Raw genomic sequence first — 16,393 nt, 5'->3', positions numbered from 1 at the left:
CCGGCCGGCGAGCGCCGTAGCGTGAGCCCATGACCACGTCCTCGCTGCCCGCGCTCCTCGAGACCGCCCGCCTCCGGCTGCGGCCGCTGGGACCCGCGGACGTCGACGTCGTGCAGCGGCTCTGGGCCGAGCGCGATCCGCGCCATCCCGCGCACCGCCGCGTCGACGACGAGGGGCACCCGTCGCGCGACGAGGTGCGCGACCGCCTCACTGTGCAGGCGGAGGAGTCGATCCGCACGGGCATCGGCCTGCTCGCGATCGAGCGTCGCGACGAGCCCGGCGTCATCGGCTACTGCGGCCTCGTCGTCGGCAGCGCGTCCGTCGAGGAGCCCGAGATGGCCTTCGAGCTGCTGCGGGTGACGCACGGGCGGGGCTACGCGACGGAGGCGGCGTGCGCCGTCGTCGAGGCCGCCCGCGGGACGGGCCGCACCCGGCTGTGGTCGACGGTCCGCCGGTGGAACTCCGCGTCCGCCCGCGTGCTGGAGAAGGCCGGCTTCACGGACAGCGGCCGGGTCACGCCGGATCCCGAGGACGGCGACACCGTGTGGATGACGTGCGACCTCCAGGATCCGTCGGCCGCCGACGCCTAGACCTCCCGCAGCTCCCAGCGGACCTCGCCGTCGACGCGGGCGTCCGTCGGCGCGAGCCCGAGCCGCCGGGCGACGGCCTCCGACGCCGCGTGATCCGGGTTTATGTTCGCCCGCACGACCCCGACGCCGTCCTCCCGCAGCCATGCCACCATCGCCGCCGCGCACTCGGCCGCCGCGCCGGATCCCTGCGCCGCGGTCCCGACCAGCCACGCCACCTCGGCCACGCGCGCGGGTGCGTCGCCGGTCACGGTCGCCTGCACGAACCCGGCCGCGCGCCCCGACGCCCGCTCGCGCAGCACCCACACGAGCCACCGCGCGGATCCGTCCGGCGAGCGCCCCGCGGCCTGCCGTGCGAAGCGCACCTCGAGCGCGGCGGGCGACGGCGGCTCGCCCCCGGTGAAGCGGTAGAGCGCCGGATCCGCGAGCACCTCGACCATCTCCCGCGCGTGCGCGACCACCAGCGGCTCGAGCGCGAACCGCGCCGTGACGAGCACGGGGGCGGGCGTCGTCGTCATCGCCCGAGCCTCCTACGCGTCGGGCACACTGACCCGATGCCGAGTCCCTTCACCGCCATGCCCGCCGCCGAGCACGTCGCCGCCAACGAGCTGGCCTTCGCGATCCGCGACGCCAACCCGGTCACGCCCGGCCACAGCCTCGTCATCCCGCGCCGCGAGATCGCGACCTGGTTCGAGGCGACGCCGGAGGAGCACGCCGCGATCACGGCGCTCCTCACCGAGGTGAAGGACGGCCTCGACGCCGAGCTGCACCCGGACGGCTGGAACATCGGGATCAACGTCGGCGCCGCGGGCGGCCAGACGGTCTTCCACCTGCACGTGCACCTCATCCCGCGCTTCCACGGCGACTCGCCTCGGCCCGGCGGCGACCTGCACGGGCCGATCCCCGGCCGCGGGTACCACCCGTCCGCCGCCTGATCCCCGCCCCATCCCGCCGCCACCCCACCCCGCCGATACAGTGACGACGTGACACCCCGCGGCGCCCCGACGCCCTCCGCATCCGCGCTCCCCGCCTCCCCGCCAGCCCTCCCCGGCGGCCGCCGCATCGCCGTGCAGTTCGCCGCCATGGGCACCGTGTGGGGCGCGAGCTTCCTCTTCATGAAGGTCGCGCTCGAGGGCGTCTCGTTCGGCCAGGTGTCGTGGACGCGGCTGGTGCTCGGCGCGATCGCGCTCGGCCTCATCGTCGCCGCGCGCCGCCTGCCGCTGCCCAAGGAGCGCGTCGTCTGGCTGCACTTCGCGGTCGTCGGCGTCGTCGGATCCGCCATCCCGTACTCGCTGTTCGCGTGGGCCGAGCAGCACGTCACCTCGGGCGTCGCGAGCATCTACAACGCGACCACGCCGATCATGACCGCGCTCCTCGCGACCCTCGCCTTCCGCGTCGAGAAGCTGGGCCGACGGCAGCTCGCGGGCATCGCGCTCGGCATCGCGGGCGTCGTCGTGATCATCGGCCCGTGGCGCCTCACCCCGAGCGCCGAGGCCGCCGCGTCGGGCCAGCCGCTCCTCGAGCTCGCCGGTCAGCTCGCGTGCCTCGGCGCGGCCCTCTGCTACGGGATCACGTTCGGCTACCTCCGCCGCTTCCTCACCCACCGCGGGATCCCCGGCGTCGTGACGGCCTTCATGCAGATCGGCATGGGCGCCGCCGCGATGATCCTCGCGACCCCGTTCCTCGCGACCGGACCCGTGGCGCTCGACCTCCCCGTGGTGCTCAGCCTGGCGGTGCTCGGCGTGGTCGGCACGGGCCTCGCGTACCTCTGGAACATGAACGTGCTCCTCGCCTGGGGCCCCACGGCCACCTCGACCGTCACCTACATCACGCCCGTCGTCGGCGTCGCGCTCGGGATCCTCGTGCTCGGCGAGACCCTGCACTGGAACGAGCCCGCCGGCGCCGCCCTCGTGCTCCTCGGCGTCCTCCTCTCGCAGGGCCGCCGCCGCGCCGCGCGCCCACCCGCCGCGACGCGCACCCCTCCGACGCCCGGCTAGGCTCGCCGGGTGCGTCTCGTCATCGCCCGCTGCTCCGTCGACTACGCCGGCCGCCTCAGCGCGCATCTCCCTCTCGCCACCCGCCTCCTCATGGTCAAGGCCGACGGGAGCCTCCTCGTCCACTCGGACGGCGGCTCCTACAAGCCCCTCAACTGGATGAGCCCGCCCTGCTCCATCGTCGAGGTCGAGCCCGACGACGACCAGGCGCTCGCGGGCGTCCGCGAGATCTGGCGCGTCGTGCAGCCGAAGACGGCCGACATGCTCGTCGTCTCGATCCACGAGGTGCTGCACGACTCCGCGCACGACCTCGGCGTCGACCCGGGCCTCGTCAAGGACGGCGTGGAGGCGCACCTGCAGAAGCTGCTGGCCGAGCAGATCCACCTGCTGGGCGACGGCCACGAGCTGGTGCGCCGCGAGTACATGACGGCGATCGGGCCGGTCGACATCCTCGCCCGCGACGCCGACGGGAAGTCCGTTGCGGTGGAACTCAAGCGCCGCGGCGACATCGACGGCGTCGAGCAGCTCACGCGCTACCTCGAGCTGATGAACCGGGATCCGCACCTCGCGCCGGTCACGGGCGTCTACGCCGCGCAGGAGATCAAGCCCCAGGCCCGCACGCTCGCCGAGGACCGCGGCATCCGCTGCCTGCTCCTCGACTACGACGCGATGCGCGGGATGGACGACGGGCACTCCCGCCTGTTCTGACGCGCCCTCGGGGCACTCCCGGCGGGCATCCGCGCGAGGCTCGTAGGGTGTCAGCGTGACCGCACCCGACACGACCACGCCGCCCGACGCGGCCGGCTCCGCGCCCTGGAGCTGCATCCTCTTCGACCTCGACGGCACCATCACCGACTCGGCCCCGGGGATCACGGCGCAGCTCGCGAGGACGCTCGTCTTCATGGGCCTGCCCGTGCCCGGCCCCGCCCAGCTGCTCGAGTACGTGGGCCCGCCCATCCTCGAGTCCTTCCGCGACCTCGCGGGCATGGACGACGACGCCCAGCAGCGCGCCCTCGCCCACTACCGCGAGGGCTACGCGGGCGGGGGCGTCTTCGACAGCTCGGTCTACGACGGCGTGCCCGAGGTGCTCCGCGCGATCCACGCGGCCGGCATCCCGCTCTCGCTCGCCACGAGCAAGCCCGAGTCGCAGGCCCGCCGCGTGCTCGACCACTACGGCCTCACCGACTGCTTCGCCGAGATCTGCGGCGCCAGCGAGGACGAGGTGCGATCCGCGAAGGCGGACGTCATCGACGAGGCGCTCCGGCGGCTCCGCGAGGCGGGCGTCGACCTGGGCAACGTGGTGATGGTCGGGGACCGCGAGCACGACGTGCTCGGCGCCGCGGCGCACGGGATCCCGACGGTCATGGTGGGCTGGGGGTACGGCAGCCCGGCGGAGGCCGCGGGCACCATCGCGGTGGTCGAGACGGCGCCCGAGCTCGAGGCGCTCCTCGTGCCGCAGGCCGCGCGACCCGCCGCCTGAGCCGGCGGCTCCGAATCCCTCACAAGCAGGAGCCTTTCCACAGATCCGGCCGCTGACCCCCGTTAGCCCGAGGGTTAGCAACACGGAGTGACAGAATGACCGGCGGAGGAACCATGTCAACACCGCAGGACCTGCAGGACCCGCTCGCGCTCGACAGGCAGGTCAGCTACTCGCTGGTGGTCGCCGCGCGCAGCGTGACCGCCCTCTATCGACCCATCCTCGACCCGCTGGGGCTCACCCACCCCCAGTACCTCGTGCTCCTCGCGCTCTGGGCCCGCGGGCCCCGCTCGGTCAAGGACCTGAGCCACGAGCTCCAGCTCGACAGCGCCACGCTCTCGCCGCTGCTCAAGCGGCTCGAGGCCATGGGGCACGTGTGGCGCGTGCGCCGCGCCACCGACGAGCGCGTGCTCGAGATCGGGCTCACCGACCAGGGCCGCGCCCTGCGCGAGAAGGCCGTCTCCATCCCGCAGCAGATCCGCGACCGCCTCTCCATGACGGAGGAGCAGCTCGAGGGCCTCAAGACCGTCCTGAGCCAGGTCATCGAGAACGCGAAGGCGCTGCCCGAGACCATCTGACCGGTCGCCCGCACCATCCGCGCCGCCCGAGCGCATCCCGCATCCCGCACCCCGCACCCCCCGATCGGAGCGCGACCAGTGAGCGACACGGTCCGCGCGGTGCTCCTCCTGGAGTGCTACGTCACGGTCACGCTCCTCGCGCCGCTGCTCCTCGGGCGCCTGCCGCTCGTCGCGCAGCGCCCCGTCGCGATGCTCGCGGCCTGGCACGGCTTCCTCGTCACCGCGGTGCTGAGCCTCGGCTCCGGGCTCGGCCTCCTCATCCACCAGGGCATGGCGCTGCAGGCGGGCGCCCGGCCGGAGGAGGAGGCGGTCGCCGCGATCCCGCTCGCGTACGTCGCGGCGGGCGTGCTCGGTGTGCTGCTGTTCCGCATCGTGGACGAGGGCGGCCGCGTGGTGCGCGAGGCCCGGCGCCGCGCGGGCGAGGTCGCGACGCTGCTGCTCGCGTCCCGGCCGTACCGGGTCGCGGGGCGCGATGCGCGGATCGTCGAGTCCGACGTGCCGCTCGCGGCGCTCTCGCCCGCCACCGGCGTGATCCTCCTCACCACGGAGGCGCGCGCCCGGCTCGACGACGACGAGATCGCGGCCGTCCTCGAGCACGAGACCGCGCACCTGGAGCAGCGGCACGCCCTCGCGGTGCGCATCGCCCAGGTCTCCCGCTCGATCCTCCCGGCGCTGCCCGCGAGCCAGCGCCTCGCGCTCTCCACGACCATCGCCATCGAGTTCATCGCCGACGACCACGCGGCCCGCGTCGCCGGACCGGCCACGGTCGCCTCGGCCCTCACCAAGCTGGATCCCGAGGGCGGCCTCAGCGCCCTCCGCGCCGACCGCATGCGCCACCCCCGCGGCGGCCATCGCGTCGCGCTGCGGCTGCTGTGCGCGGTCGCGTGCGCGCTCCCCGTGCTGCCGCTGGTCATCGTGCTGCTGCCGCCCGCGTGAGCGCCGGCGCCGCAGGGCCCCGACGGGCCGCGCGGGGCCGTGCGCTAGGGTCTCCTCTCGAAGGGGAGTAGTCCCCCCGGCCCTCGGGCCGGACGGCGATGCGTCGACATGCTGGCCCCCGGGCCCGGTGCATCACCCGCCACGGAGCGCGCGCGGCGGGCGGACGAGACCTTCGGCCAGACGAACGACAGGCGCACGATGCGCCGTCGCGTCGGCCGGAGACCCCGCGGGTCCCGGTCGTCGCCCGACCGGAGGACACCCATGACAGCCATGCCCCCTGCCCGCACGCCGGATCCGACGCCCGCCCAGGTGCGCCGCTGGCGGCAGTACCTCGCCGACGAGCGCGCCGAGGCCGCCGTCTACCGCGACCTCGCCGGCCGCCGCACGGGCGAGGAGCGCGAGATCCTGCTCGCCCTCGCCGAGGCGGAGGGCCGCCACGCCGACCACTGGATCGAGCTGCTCGGCGACCGCGTCGGCAAGCCCGTCCGCGGCGACATCCGCACCCGGATCCTCGGCCTGCTCGCCCGTCGCTTCGGCTCCGTCTTCGTGCTGGCCCTCGCGCAGCGCGCCGAGAGCCGCTCGCCGTACGCGGACGACGCCGACGCCACCGACGCCATGGCCGCCGATGAGCGCGTGCACGAGGAGGTCGTGCGCGGCCTCGCCACCCGCGGGCGCATGCGCCTGTCCGGCACCTTCCGGGCCGCGGTCTTCGGCGCCAACGACGGGCTCGTGAGCAACCTCGCGCTCGTCCTCGGCATCACGGCCACGGGCGTGCCGAACGCCGTGATCCTCGCCACGGGCCTCGCGGGCCTCCTCGCCGGCGCGCTCTCCATGGGCGCGGGCGAGTTCGTGTCGGTGCGCTCCCAGCGCGAGCTGCTCGAGGCGTCGGCCCCGGATCCGGGCACGCGCGACGCCCTCCCCCACCTCGACGTCGACGCCAACGAGCTCGCCCTCGTCTACCGCGCCCGCGGCATGACCGAGGAGGAGGCGCTCGCGCACGCCGACGAGGTGCTGCGCGACCTCGCGGCCGAGACCCGGCCGATCCCCGTCACCATCGCGGGCGTCGCCGCGGGCGACGACGAGCACGAGAGCGTCGGCACCGCGTGGGGCGCGGCCCTGTCGAGCTTCTGCTTCTTCGCGTCCGGCGCGGTGATCCCCGTGCTCCCGTACCTCTTCGGCCTGCAGGGCCTCGCGGCGCTCGTCATCGCGTGCGTGCTCGTCGCGATCGCGCTCTCGATCACGGGCGCGGTCACCGGCCTCCTCTCGGGCGGCCCGCCCCTGCGTCGCGCCGGCCGGCAGCTCCTCATCGGCTTCGGCGCGGCCGGGGCCACCTACCTGCTGGGGCTGCTCTTCAACACGCAGGCCGGCTGATCCGGCCTCCCGCCGCTCCCGGGCGGCGGGACCGCCCGGCCGCAGCCGATACGGTGGGGCCCATGGCTGACGGAGATGACCCCCGCCGTCGCGAGGACTCCCTCGCGACGCGCATGAGCGACGCGGTGGCGCGCACGAGCGAGCGGGAGGTCGCCCTGCGGGCGATGGGCCTGCTGGACGGCCTGTACGAGGGCGACGACTTCCTGCTGCTGGTCGGCGGACGCCACGCCCGCGGGATCCTCAACGGCGCGCCTCCCCTCTACTGGCCCGAGGCCTGGGGCGCCCGCGCCCTGCTCTACGCGTGGACCCCCGAGGCCGCGAAGGTCGTCGAGAAGAACCTCACGAACCGCGCCTGGCGCGTGCGCGAGGCGTGCGCGAAGGTCGTCGCGACCCGGCAGCTGCCGCTGGTGCGCGCGCTCACGGTGCTCGTCACCGACGAGAACGCCCGCGTCCGCGGCGCCGCCCTCCGCGCGCTCGGCGCCGTCGGCTCCCCCGCCGACGAGGACGTCATCCGCCGCGCGCTGACGGATCCCGACACCTCCGTCCGCGTCGCCGCGCACGACGGCCTCGAGGCCCTCGCCGCCCGCCACGAGCAGGTGCTCTCCCCCGCCGGCCGGCACGCGCAGGCCGCGGCCGAGGCGAGCGCTCCCGTCGCGGATGCGGACGACGACGGCGACGACTCCGCCGACGACGCGGACGCCGACCGCTCCTAGCCCTCCGGCTCGGGCCGCGCCGCGGGATCCGCCGGCAGCGACGCGAGGAAGTCCTCGACGAGGCCGGCGAACAGGTCCGGCCGCTCGATCTGCGGCATGTGCCCGCAGTCGGGGATGAGCCGCGTGCGCGCGTCGGGCAGCTCGCGCGCGACAGCCGCGAGGTGCGCGGGCGGCAGGATCCGGTCGCGGTCGCCCCACACGGCGAGCACCGGCAGGCCGGACAACCGCACGCCCTCCACGAGCGGGCGGCGCCAGCGGGCGCTCACGCCGCGGACCGTGCCGAGGTCGCGCGCGATGTCGAGCATCGTCGCCGCGTGGGTCGGCCGCGACGACAGCTGCTGCGCGTGCCGCACCCGCTCGTCGGTCGTGAGCGCGGGGTCGTGGAAGATCGTCCGGGTCGAGCGCCGCGAGTTGCCGGGCGTCGGGCGCATGAGCAGGGTCGCGAGCGGGTCGAACGCGAGCATCCGGAGGCCCACGGTGACCTGCCGGCCGAAGCCCGCGCTGTCGGCGAGCACGAGGGCGCGCACGCGATCCGGGTGCCGGGTCGCGAGGGTCATCGCCACCGCGCCGCCGAGCGAGTTGCCGACCACGGTCACGGGACCCGTGACGCCCGCCGCGTCGAGGTAGGCGGGCAGCGAGTCCGCGAGCGACTCGAGCGTGGTGGCGCCGGCGACCGGATCCGACCAGCCGAAGCCCGGCAGGTCGAGGCTGTGCAGCGCGTGCCCGCCGGACAGGCGCGCGTGCTGCTCGTCCCAGTCCTCGAGGCTGCGGCCGATGCCGTGCAGGAGGAGGAGCGGATCCCCGGAGCCCGTCACGCGGTGCCGCACCGCGCGGCCGCCGACGTCGAGCATCGCGGTGCCCGGGGCCCCGAGCGGATCGACGTCCCCGGGTGCGGCCATGTCGCGACCCTATCGAGATCCTCACGCGGGGGATTCCTGCGATGTCGGGAGGAGGTGCGACGATGGAGGGGCTGCGCATCGCAGCCCCTTCCCCGTCGCCCGGTGCCACGAGCCCGCCCGACGTGCGGCGATCCATGGAGGTCGCCGATGAGCATCAAGGAGCGAGACGGCATGACGATCTTCGAGCAGATGGAGTCCGAGGTCCGGAGCTACAGCCGCGGCTGGCCGGTCGTGTTCGACCGCGCGGTGGGCAGCGAGATGTTCACGGCCGACGGCGACCGCTACCTCGACTTCTTCGCGGGCGCCGGCGCCCTCAACTACGGGCACAACAACCCCGCCCTCAAGCAGAAGCTCGTCGACTACATCCTCCGCGACGGCGTCACGCACTCCCTCGACATGTTCACGGAGGCCCGCCGCGACTTCCTGCAGACGTTCCAGGACGTCATCCTCGAGCCCCGCGGGCTCGACTACCGCATCATGTTCCCCGGCCCGGGCGGCGCCAACGCGGTCGAGGCCGCGCTGAAGCTCGCGCGCAAGGTCACCGGCCGCACCACGATCGTGCACTTCACCAACTCGTTCCACGGCATGACCGAGGGCGCGCTCGCGGTCACCGGCAACGCGCTCAAGCGCGGCGGCGCCGGCCACCCGCTGCACCACGCGGTCGCGGTGCCGTTCGACGGCTACCTCGGCGGCGAGACCGACAGCCTCGCGTACTTCCAGAAGCTGCTCGACGACTCCGGCTCGGGCTTCGACAAGCCGGCCGGCGTCATCGTCGAGACCGTGCAGGGCGAGGGCGGCATCAACGTCGCGACGCCCGAGTGGCTCCGCGCCCTCCGCGACCTGTGCACGCGCCACGGCATCGTGCTCATCGTCGACGACGTGCAGATGGGCTGCGGCCGCACGGGCGGCTTCTTCAGCTTCGAGGAGTCGGGCATCGTCCCCGACATCGTGACGCTCTCCAAGTCCATCGGCGGCTACGGCCTGCCCATGGCCCTCACGCTGCTGAAGCCCGAGCTCGACCAGTGGAAGCCGGGCGAGCACAACGGCACGTTCCGCGGCATCGCGCCGGCGTTCCTCACGGGCGCCGAGGCCATCCGCCTGTACTGGGCCGACGGCGAGCTCGAGGCGTCCACGCTCCGGAAGGGCGAGCGGATCCACGAGGTCTTCACGGAGATCGCCGCCGAGGCCTCGCCGGGGATGCAGCTCAAGGTGCGCGGCCGCGGCCTCGCGCGTGGCATCGAGTTCCCCTCGGGCGACCTCGCCGGCGCGGTCTGCCGGGCGGCGTTCGAGCGCGGCATGCTCATGGAGACCAGCGGCGCCGGCGGCACGGTCATGAAGGTGCTGCCCGCGCTCACCATCACCGACGAGCAGGTCGAGGAGGGGCTCGCGATCATCCGCGCGTCCGTCCGCGAGGTGCTCGGATCCACGAGCGAGGAGCTCGCGGCCGACGACGTGCCGCTGCCGGTGGCCGTCGGGAGCTGATTCGCACTAGATCACGCCTCCACTGTCGCTACGTCGACTGCTAGTGTCACTTCCACGCGATAAGTGTCAGTGTCTCGCGTCTTATTGACAGGAGCGAGACGATGTCCGAGTGGCCTCAGCACGAGAACCGCACGGTTCCGTGGCAGAGCACAGGGCGACGCGGCTCGCGCGAGGATCGCGTCTTCTCGGAGGTGGCCGTCTCGATCCCGCCTCGACTCCGCGACGTAGCGGTCCCGTCGACTCCTCCACGGGATCTGCTGCGCGCCCGGTACGAGACGGAGGAGCTCGAGCGGGTCGCCGGCGACCTCCTGCAGCCGCTCGCGGGCTTCCTCATCCGGATGGAGTCCGTCGCGTCCTCGCGCATCGAACAGGTCGACGCGAGCACGACCGCGTTCGCCCGCGCGCTAGGCGGCCTGAGGGAGAACCCGTCCGCCATGTCGATGGTGTCCGCCGGCCGTGCCATCACCGCCCTGATCGACGCGTCCACGACGGCGATCGAGCTCGACGCGATCCTCCGTGCGCACGAGCTGCTGATGAGGGACGACCCCGGTGAGCGCGAGCACGCCGGGCGAGTCCGGGACGTGCAGAACTGGATCGGCGGATCGCAGCGCACCCCGCGCGGGGCGCTCTACGTGCCGCCACCACCGGAGCTCGTGCAGGAGCTCCTCATCGACCTTCTGTCATTCGCGAACCGAGACGACGTCGATCCGATCGCCCAGGCCGCGATCGTGCACGCGCAGTTCGAGAGCATCCACCCGTTCACCGACGGGAACGGGCGGATCGGCCGCGCCCTCATCGGGGCGGTCCTCCGTCGGCGGGGCATGACGCCGACCACGGTGCTGCCGGTCGCGTCGGCGCTAGCCGCCGACACCGTCCACTACTTCGGACTGCTCACCGCCTACCGGGCCGGTGACGTGGAGGCGATCATCACCGATGTAGCGCTGTGCGTCGAGATCGCCGCGCGCGAGGCCCGCGGGACAGCCCGGTCCTTCCTCATGTACTCCGACGCGTGGCGGCGGGAAGTCGGGATGCGCGCGGGCAGCGCGACGGATCAGCTGCTCGACATGCTGGTCGGCCTGCCGGTGTTCACGGCCGAGCAGCTGGCCGCACGCGCCGGGCTCGGGGATCGAGCGGCCTACCGGGCGATCGAGCAGCTCCAGGAGTCCCGGATCATCACCGAGGTCACGGAGCGCAAACGCGATCGCGTCTACGCCGTGACAGACGTGCTCGACGAGTTCGAGGATCTCGACGACCGCATCCGATCCCGCATCACCCGGCTCCGCGAGGCGGGTTGAGGGACGTAGCCACGAGCCTCGACGCCGTACGTCGCCCAGCGCGCTCCCGGCTCAGCCGACGGTCGCGACGCCCTCGAGCTCGATCTCCGCGACCACGACGGACGCCGACGTCGGCATGGTCGGGTTGTAGTTGTCCCGGAGCTGCGCGGCGAAGAGGGCCATGTCTGTCCCCGGCGGCTGGTGCGCGTCCTCCGGCGTGAGATCCGCCAGGAGGTGCCGCCGCACGGAGGTGACACGTCCGTCCAGGGGGACGGCGGTGGGGTGCTCGTCGAAGACGAACGTCGCCGGCCCGACCCGCAGGTCCTCCTCCCAGCGCACGGTGGTGACCTTCTCGCCGCTCACGATCGCGTCGTGGTGCTTCCGGTGGAAGCGGATGACCTGGGCTCCTGCGTCGGGCATCCGTCGATGCCTACGGGCGCGTCACCCGCTCGCGGACGGTCAGCGGCGCGGGACGGCGCGGTCCGGCTCGTCCTCGGGGCGGCCGGCGTACCACTCGTGGAACTCCGCGCACCGGCCGTCGGCGTCGAACCGGAGGATCCAGACGTTGTCGTAGGCCGTGACGACCTCGTCGCCGTCCGACGCGAGGAAGACGGTGCGCCCGTGCGCCACCGCGGTGTCCCCCTCGACGACCACCGGGTGGTACTCGGCCTCGAAGCGCTCGCCGACGAAGGCGTCGCGCTCGGCCATCCACTCGGCGACGATGGCGGCGCGGCCCGTCGCGCGGATCTCGAACGGGTAGTGCCACACCGCGTCCTCCGACCACAGGGCCGCGATGTCGGCGGGCTCGTAGGAGCGCCAGGCGGCGACGTAGGCGTCGAGCCAGCCGGACACGGCGGCCCTGCTGATGTCGGCGCGGGGGACGGACCGAGGCGTGTGCCAGCCAGGGCGGTCGAGCGGGGAGGTCATCGGGAGAGCGTACGGCCGGCCGACGACGTCAGCGGGGCCGCAGGATCCGGTAGCGGTGCTCCGGGCGCCCCGTGGATCCGTAGTTGAGCTGCACGTCGACCACGCGGTCGCGGGCGAGCGCGCCGAGGTAGCGCTGCGCGGTGGCGCGGGAGACGCCCACGCGCTCGGCGATCTCGGGGGCGCTGAGCTCCTCGTCGGACGCGGACAGCGCGTCGAGCACGGCCTGCTCGGTCGCCGGCCGTTCGCGCGCGGAGACCCGGCCGGGCCGCAGCGCGTGGATGGCGCGGTCGATGCCCGCCTGGTCGAGCGGACGGTCGCTCGCGAGCCCGGCGCGGAAGGCCGAGTAGGCCGCGAGCCGCGCGGTGAGCAGCTCGGGCGCGAACGGCTTCACGAGGTAGGAGACCGCGCCGCCGCGGAGGGCACGGCGGACGGTGGCGGGGTCGTCGGCGGCGGTGACGAGGATCACGTCGGGCTCGATGCGCCGCACGAGGTCGACGCCGCTGCCGTCGGGCAGGTACGCGTCCAGCAGCACGAGGTCGGGGCGGGACGTGTCGAGCACCGCGAGCGCCGCCCGGACGCTGCCCGCGGTGCCGACGGCGCGGAAGCCGGGCGCCTGCTCCACGATGCCCTCGTGCAGACGGGCGATGCGGAAGTCGTCGTCGACGATGAGGACGGTCAGGTCGTCGGTCATGGGCTGTCTCCGTCGGGGTCGTGGTGGGGGTCGTCGGCGGAGGCGGGCGGATCCGCGTCGGGCGGCTCGACCACGCCCGCGAGGCGCGCGCAGAAGACGGCGCCGGACTCCGCGCGAGGCGGCGGGCCGCCGGGATCCGCGACCCACACGTCGCCGCCGTCGCGCCGGGCGATGTCGCGCACGAGCGGCAGGCCGAAGCCGAGGCCGTGCGCGGGATCCGCTCCCCCGCGGCCGTCCGCGCCGCCGTCGCCGGTCGCGGCGCCCGACGCCACGGCCTCCGCCGCCGCGCCCACGTCGTCCGGCCGGCGCTGGAACACGCGACCGGCGTCGGATGCCGCGAGCCCGTCGCCGGAGTCGGATACCGCGAGGTGCAGGTCGACGCCGTCGTCGAGCGCCTCCACCTCCACCCACCTGTCGGCGCGGGATCCGCGGACGGCCGCGTGCATCGCGTTGTCGACGAGGTTGCCGAGCACGGTCGTGACCTCCTCGGGCCGCACCAGGATCCCGCGCACGAGCGTGCCGGGCCCGACCCGGAGCGCCACGCCCCGCTCCTCCGCCTCCATCGCCTTCGCGCCGAGGAACGCCTGCAGGTAGGGCTCGTCGACGAGCCCGGCGTCGACCGTCGGGAACGCCACCGGCCCCTGCTCGAGCACGCCCGCGAGGTAGCTCTCGGCCTCGTCCACGCGGCCGGTCGCGACGAGGCCGCGCACGACGTGGAGGCGGTTCGCGAACTCGTGCCGCTGCACGCGGAGCGCCGTGGACATCGCGGTGACGGCGGTGAGGCGGCGGCTCATCGCCTCGATGTCGGTCTCGTCGCGCAGCACCATCACCGTGCCGAGGTCGCGGCCGTCGCGGTCGACCCGGGCCACGTCGACGAAGAGCAGCCGGTCGTCGACCACCGCGCGCAGGGACGGGGATCCCGCGCCGGGATCGGACGGCGCACCGGCCCGCGCGTCGACGACCGCGTCCCGCAGCACCGGCGCGACGCCGAGCTCCGCGAGCGTGCGGCCGACCGGATCCTCGAGGCCGAGCAGCTCGGCGGCCCGCGGGTTGCAGACGGTCACCCGGCCGTCGGTGCCGATGCCGAGGACGCCCTCGCCGACGCCCGACAGCACGGCCGCCTGGTCCTGCACGAGGCCCGCGAGCTCGGACGGTTGCAGGCCGAGGGTGAGGCGCGCGAGGCGGCGGGAGAGGATCCCGCTGGCCACCGCCCCGACGCCGAGCGCGAGCAGGGCGACGACCGCGATGGCCGCGACGTCGACGCCGATGGAATCGCGGACGGTCGCCGCCGCGAAGCCGACGCTGACCTCGCCGACGACCCGGCCATCAGCGGAGGCGGCGGCGGCGGCGCCGGAGGACGCATCGTCGTCCAGCGCCCGCACCGGCACCTTCGCCCGCGCCGACTCCCCGAGCGTGCCGGTCGCCCACGTCACCTCCTCGCGCCCCGCGAGCGCGACCGTCGGATCCGTGCTCACGCGCTCCCCGAGCTCGGCGGGGTCGGGGTGCGCGAGGCGCAGCCCCCGGTCGTCGGTAACGACGACGAACAGCGCGCCTGTCCGCTCGCGCACCGCCTCGGCCGTGCGCTGCACGGGCCCGTCGGCGAGCTCGGCGGCGGTGGCCGTCGCGGGATCCGCGGTCTCGGCCGTCACGGCCGCCCGGAGCGCGGGATCCTCGGCGGCCGTCCGCGCGATCGCGAGCGCCGTCGCCTGCGCCTCCTCGCGGTTCTCCGAGGAGCTGAGCAGGCCGTAGGCGATCGTCGCGATCCCCACCACCACGAGCACGACGAGCAGCTGGAGCACGAGGGTGCGCCGCGCGAAGTCGAGCCCCGCCCGCCGTCGCCCCGTCGCCCGATCCACTCCGTGAGCATAATGCGCAGAACGTCGTCTACGTGCACTATCGCGATCAAGCGGCACAAGCGCGACGCGACGCGGACTCCGACCTAGCGTGTGGTGTTCAGCCGGGCGTCCCGCCCACCGACGAAGGAGTCACACGTGCTGGTATTCCTGGGCTTCGCCATGGTCCTCACCTTCATGGCGCTCATCATGACCAAGCGGCTGACGCCCATGGTCGCCCTCATCCTCGTGCCGACCATCTTCGGGCTCTTCGCGGGCGCCGGCCTCGGCATCGGCGACATGGTCATCGAGGCGCTCGGCGACCTGGCCCCGACGGCCGCGCTGCTGATGTTCGCCATCATCTACTTCGGCATCATGATCGACGTCGGCCTCTTCGACCCGCTGGTGCGCCTCATCCTCCGCGTCGCGGGCGGGGACCCGGCGAAGATCGTGCTCGGCACGGCGATCCTGGCGGCCGCGGTCTCCCTCGACGGCGACGGATCCACGACCTTCATCGTCACGACGGCGGCCATGCTGCCCATCTACCGCAAGCTCGGGATGAGCCCGGTGGTCCTCACCTGCACGGCGGGCCTCGCGAACGGCACGCTCAACATCGTCCCGTGGGGCGGCCCGACCGTCCGCGCGGCCGCGGCGCTCAAGGTCTCGCCGACCGACATCTTCGTGCCGATGATCCCGTCGCTCCTCGCGGGCATCGCGCTCGTGATGATCTTCGCCTGGACCATGGGCCTCCGCGAGCGCAGCCGCCTGGCCGCGCTCGGCGAGGCGCGGGCCGAGGGCGGACTCGACGCGGCCGGCGGCACGGGCGGCTCCGGCGGATCCACGGGCGGCTCCGGCTGGTGGCGCGCCGGCCGCGGCGCCCCCGCGACCCCGCGCGGCGGCCTCATCACGATGGCCCCGTCGCTCGTCCGCGCCGAGACGGCCGCCGTCTCCACGCTCGGGACGACGATGCTCGACCCCGACCGCGACACCCTGCGCCCGCGCCTCATCTGGTTCAACCTCGGGCTCACCCTCGTGGTGCTCGCGCTGCTGATCATGGACCAGCTGCCCCTCGCCTACGTCTTCATGGTCGGCGCGGCCGTGGCCCTCATCGTCAACTTCCGCGTCCTCAAGGACCAGGGCGAGCGCATCGCGGCGCACGCGCCCAGCGTGGTCGGCGTGGTGTCGATGGTGCTCGCGGCGGGCGTCCTCATCGGCGTGCTCAACGGCACGGGCATGGTGTCGGCGATGTCGGCCTGGCTCGTCACGATCATCCCGGACGCGCTCGGCCCGGGCCTCGCGGTCATCACGGGCGTGCTCAGCATCCCGATGACCTTCTTCATGAGCAATGACGCGTTCTACTACGGCATGCTCCCGGTGCTCGCGGAGAGCGCGGCGAACTACGGCATCGACCCCGTCGAGATGGCCCGCGCGTCCATCACCGGGCAGCCCGTGCACCTGCAGAGCCCGCTCGTGCCGGCGATCCTGCTGCTCGTGTCGCTGGCCGACGTGAACCTCGGCGACCACCACCGCAAGGTGCTGTGGCGCGCCGTGCTGGTCTCGCTCCTGATGCTCGCGGTGGGCGTGCTGACGGCGGCGATCCCGATCTGATCGGTCGGGAGGGCGCTCCTGGAG

At 74.2% G+C, this 16,393-nt stretch carries 18 protein-coding genes; 12 read left to right on the top strand and 6 right to left on the bottom strand.

What is annotated here, in order from left to right; translation table 11 throughout:
- The first annotated feature begins 29 nt into the window (after positions 1-29).
- A complete protein-coding gene (locus ACMT9T_RS11025) occupies positions 30-590 on the top strand; it encodes a GNAT family N-acetyltransferase (protein ID WP_414745579.1) in 561 nt (186 codons plus the stop codon).
- On the opposite strand, the gene ACMT9T_RS11020 is transcribed toward ACMT9T_RS11025, so the two are convergent.
- Positions 587-1,105, bottom strand: a complete 519-nt coding sequence (locus ACMT9T_RS11020; RefSeq protein WP_414745578.1) for a GNAT family N-acetyltransferase — start codon at positions 1,103-1,105, stop codon at positions 587-589. The genes ACMT9T_RS11025 and ACMT9T_RS11020 overlap by 4 nt on opposite strands.
- Positions 1,106-1,141: 36 nt before the next feature.
- Here ACMT9T_RS11020 and ACMT9T_RS11015 point away from each other — a divergent pair, with 36 nt between their 5' ends.
- The 8 genes from ACMT9T_RS11015 (at position 1,142) to ACMT9T_RS10980 (ending at position 7,656) form a co-directional block, all read left to right on the top strand.
- Positions 1,142-1,522: an HIT family protein gene (locus ACMT9T_RS11015; RefSeq protein ID WP_414745577.1), complete on the top strand. Its 381-nt coding sequence runs from the start codon at positions 1,142-1,144 to the stop codon at positions 1,520-1,522.
- 147 nt (positions 1,523-1,669) lie between these two features.
- Positions 1,670-2,584: a DMT family transporter gene (locus ACMT9T_RS11010; RefSeq protein WP_414745880.1), complete on the top strand. Its 915-nt coding sequence runs from the start codon at positions 1,670-1,672 to the stop codon at positions 2,582-2,584.
- A 9-nt stretch (positions 2,585-2,593) separates the two neighbouring features.
- Positions 2,594-3,289 carry an endonuclease NucS gene (gene nucS / locus ACMT9T_RS11005; RefSeq protein WP_414745576.1) on the top strand — a complete coding sequence of 232 codons (696 nt, stop codon included), beginning with the start codon at positions 2,594-2,596 and terminating at the stop codon, positions 3,287-3,289.
- Positions 3,290-3,344: 55 nt separating this feature from the next.
- Positions 3,345-4,061, top strand: a complete 717-nt coding sequence (locus ACMT9T_RS11000) for an HAD family hydrolase (RefSeq protein WP_414745575.1) — start codon at positions 3,345-3,347, stop codon at positions 4,059-4,061.
- A 113-nt stretch (positions 4,062-4,174) separates the two neighbouring features.
- Complete coding sequence (locus ACMT9T_RS10995) at positions 4,175-4,636, top strand: MarR family winged helix-turn-helix transcriptional regulator (RefSeq protein ID WP_414745574.1); 462 nt, start codon at positions 4,175-4,177, stop codon at positions 4,634-4,636.
- A 78-nt stretch (positions 4,637-4,714) separates the two neighbouring features.
- Complete coding sequence (locus ACMT9T_RS10990; RefSeq protein ID WP_414745573.1) at positions 4,715-5,572, top strand: M56 family metallopeptidase; 858 nt, start codon at positions 4,715-4,717, stop codon at positions 5,570-5,572.
- A 261-nt stretch (positions 5,573-5,833) separates the two neighbouring features.
- Positions 5,834-6,943 (top strand): VIT1/CCC1 transporter family protein, encoded by a 1,110-nt coding sequence (locus ACMT9T_RS10985; RefSeq protein ID WP_116054087.1) that lies wholly within the window; start codon positions 5,834-5,836, stop codon positions 6,941-6,943.
- Between the two features lie 62 nt (positions 6,944-7,005).
- Positions 7,006-7,656 (top strand): HEAT repeat domain-containing protein, encoded by a 651-nt coding sequence (locus ACMT9T_RS10980; protein ID WP_414745572.1) that lies wholly within the window; start codon positions 7,006-7,008, stop codon positions 7,654-7,656.
- Here ACMT9T_RS10980 and ACMT9T_RS10975 read toward each other — a convergent pair.
- Entirely contained in the window at positions 7,653-8,555 is a 903-nt protein-coding gene (locus ACMT9T_RS10975) for an alpha/beta fold hydrolase (RefSeq protein ID WP_414745571.1), read from the bottom strand. The genes ACMT9T_RS10980 and ACMT9T_RS10975 overlap by 4 nt on opposite strands.
- Positions 8,556-8,702: 147 nt before the next feature.
- Between ACMT9T_RS10975 and ectB the strand changes: the two genes are divergently transcribed.
- Together ectB and ACMT9T_RS10965 are read left to right on the top strand one after the other, a co-directional pair.
- Positions 8,703-10,037 carry a diaminobutyrate--2-oxoglutarate transaminase gene (gene ectB, locus ACMT9T_RS10970; protein ID WP_414745570.1) on the top strand — a complete coding sequence of 445 codons (1,335 nt, stop codon included), beginning with the start codon at positions 8,703-8,705 and terminating at the stop codon, positions 10,035-10,037.
- Positions 10,038-10,138: 101 nt separating this feature from the next.
- On the top strand, positions 10,139-11,332 hold the full coding sequence (locus ACMT9T_RS10965) for a Fic family protein (protein ID WP_414745569.1): 1,194 nt from the start codon (positions 10,139-10,141) through the stop codon (positions 11,330-11,332).
- Between the two features lie 51 nt (positions 11,333-11,383).
- On the opposite strand, the gene ACMT9T_RS10960 is transcribed toward ACMT9T_RS10965, so the two are convergent.
- Genes ACMT9T_RS10960 through ACMT9T_RS10945 form a run of 4 tightly spaced genes read right to left on the bottom strand, consistent with a single transcriptional unit; the run spans position 11,384 to position 14,785 of the window.
- The gene (locus tag ACMT9T_RS10960; RefSeq protein WP_414745568.1) at positions 11,384-11,731 is read right to left on the bottom strand and encodes an ASCH domain-containing protein; all 348 of its coding nucleotides are present in this window, start codon (positions 11,729-11,731) and stop codon (positions 11,384-11,386) included.
- A gap of 39 nt (positions 11,732-11,770) precedes the next feature.
- Positions 11,771-12,238 (bottom strand): YybH family protein, encoded by a 468-nt coding sequence (locus tag ACMT9T_RS10955; RefSeq protein ID WP_414745567.1) that lies wholly within the window; start codon positions 12,236-12,238, stop codon positions 11,771-11,773.
- Positions 12,239-12,266: 28 nt separating this feature from the next.
- A complete protein-coding gene (locus tag ACMT9T_RS10950) occupies positions 12,267-12,929 on the bottom strand; it encodes a response regulator transcription factor (protein ID WP_414745566.1) in 663 nt (220 codons plus the stop codon).
- Complete coding sequence (locus tag ACMT9T_RS10945; RefSeq protein ID WP_414745565.1) at positions 12,926-14,785, bottom strand: sensor histidine kinase; 1,860 nt, start codon at positions 14,783-14,785, stop codon at positions 12,926-12,928. The genes ACMT9T_RS10950 and ACMT9T_RS10945 overlap by 4 nt, the downstream gene beginning before the upstream one ends.
- Positions 14,786-14,944: 159 nt before the next feature.
- Here ACMT9T_RS10945 and ACMT9T_RS10940 point away from each other — a divergent pair, with 159 nt between their 5' ends.
- Complete coding sequence (locus ACMT9T_RS10940) at positions 14,945-16,369, top strand: CitMHS family transporter (RefSeq protein WP_414745879.1); 1,425 nt, start codon at positions 14,945-14,947, stop codon at positions 16,367-16,369.
- The last annotated feature ends 24 nt before the right edge of the window (positions 16,370-16,393 follow it).

It is taken from the genome of Clavibacter vidaverae (assembly GCF_047529985.1).
Taxonomy (GTDB): Bacteria; Actinomycetota; Actinomycetes; order Actinomycetales; family Microbacteriaceae; genus Clavibacter; species Clavibacter nebraskensis_A.
The sequence above is the reverse complement of the archived record's forward strand: the minus strand, read 5'-3'. Positions and strand labels throughout refer to the sequence as shown.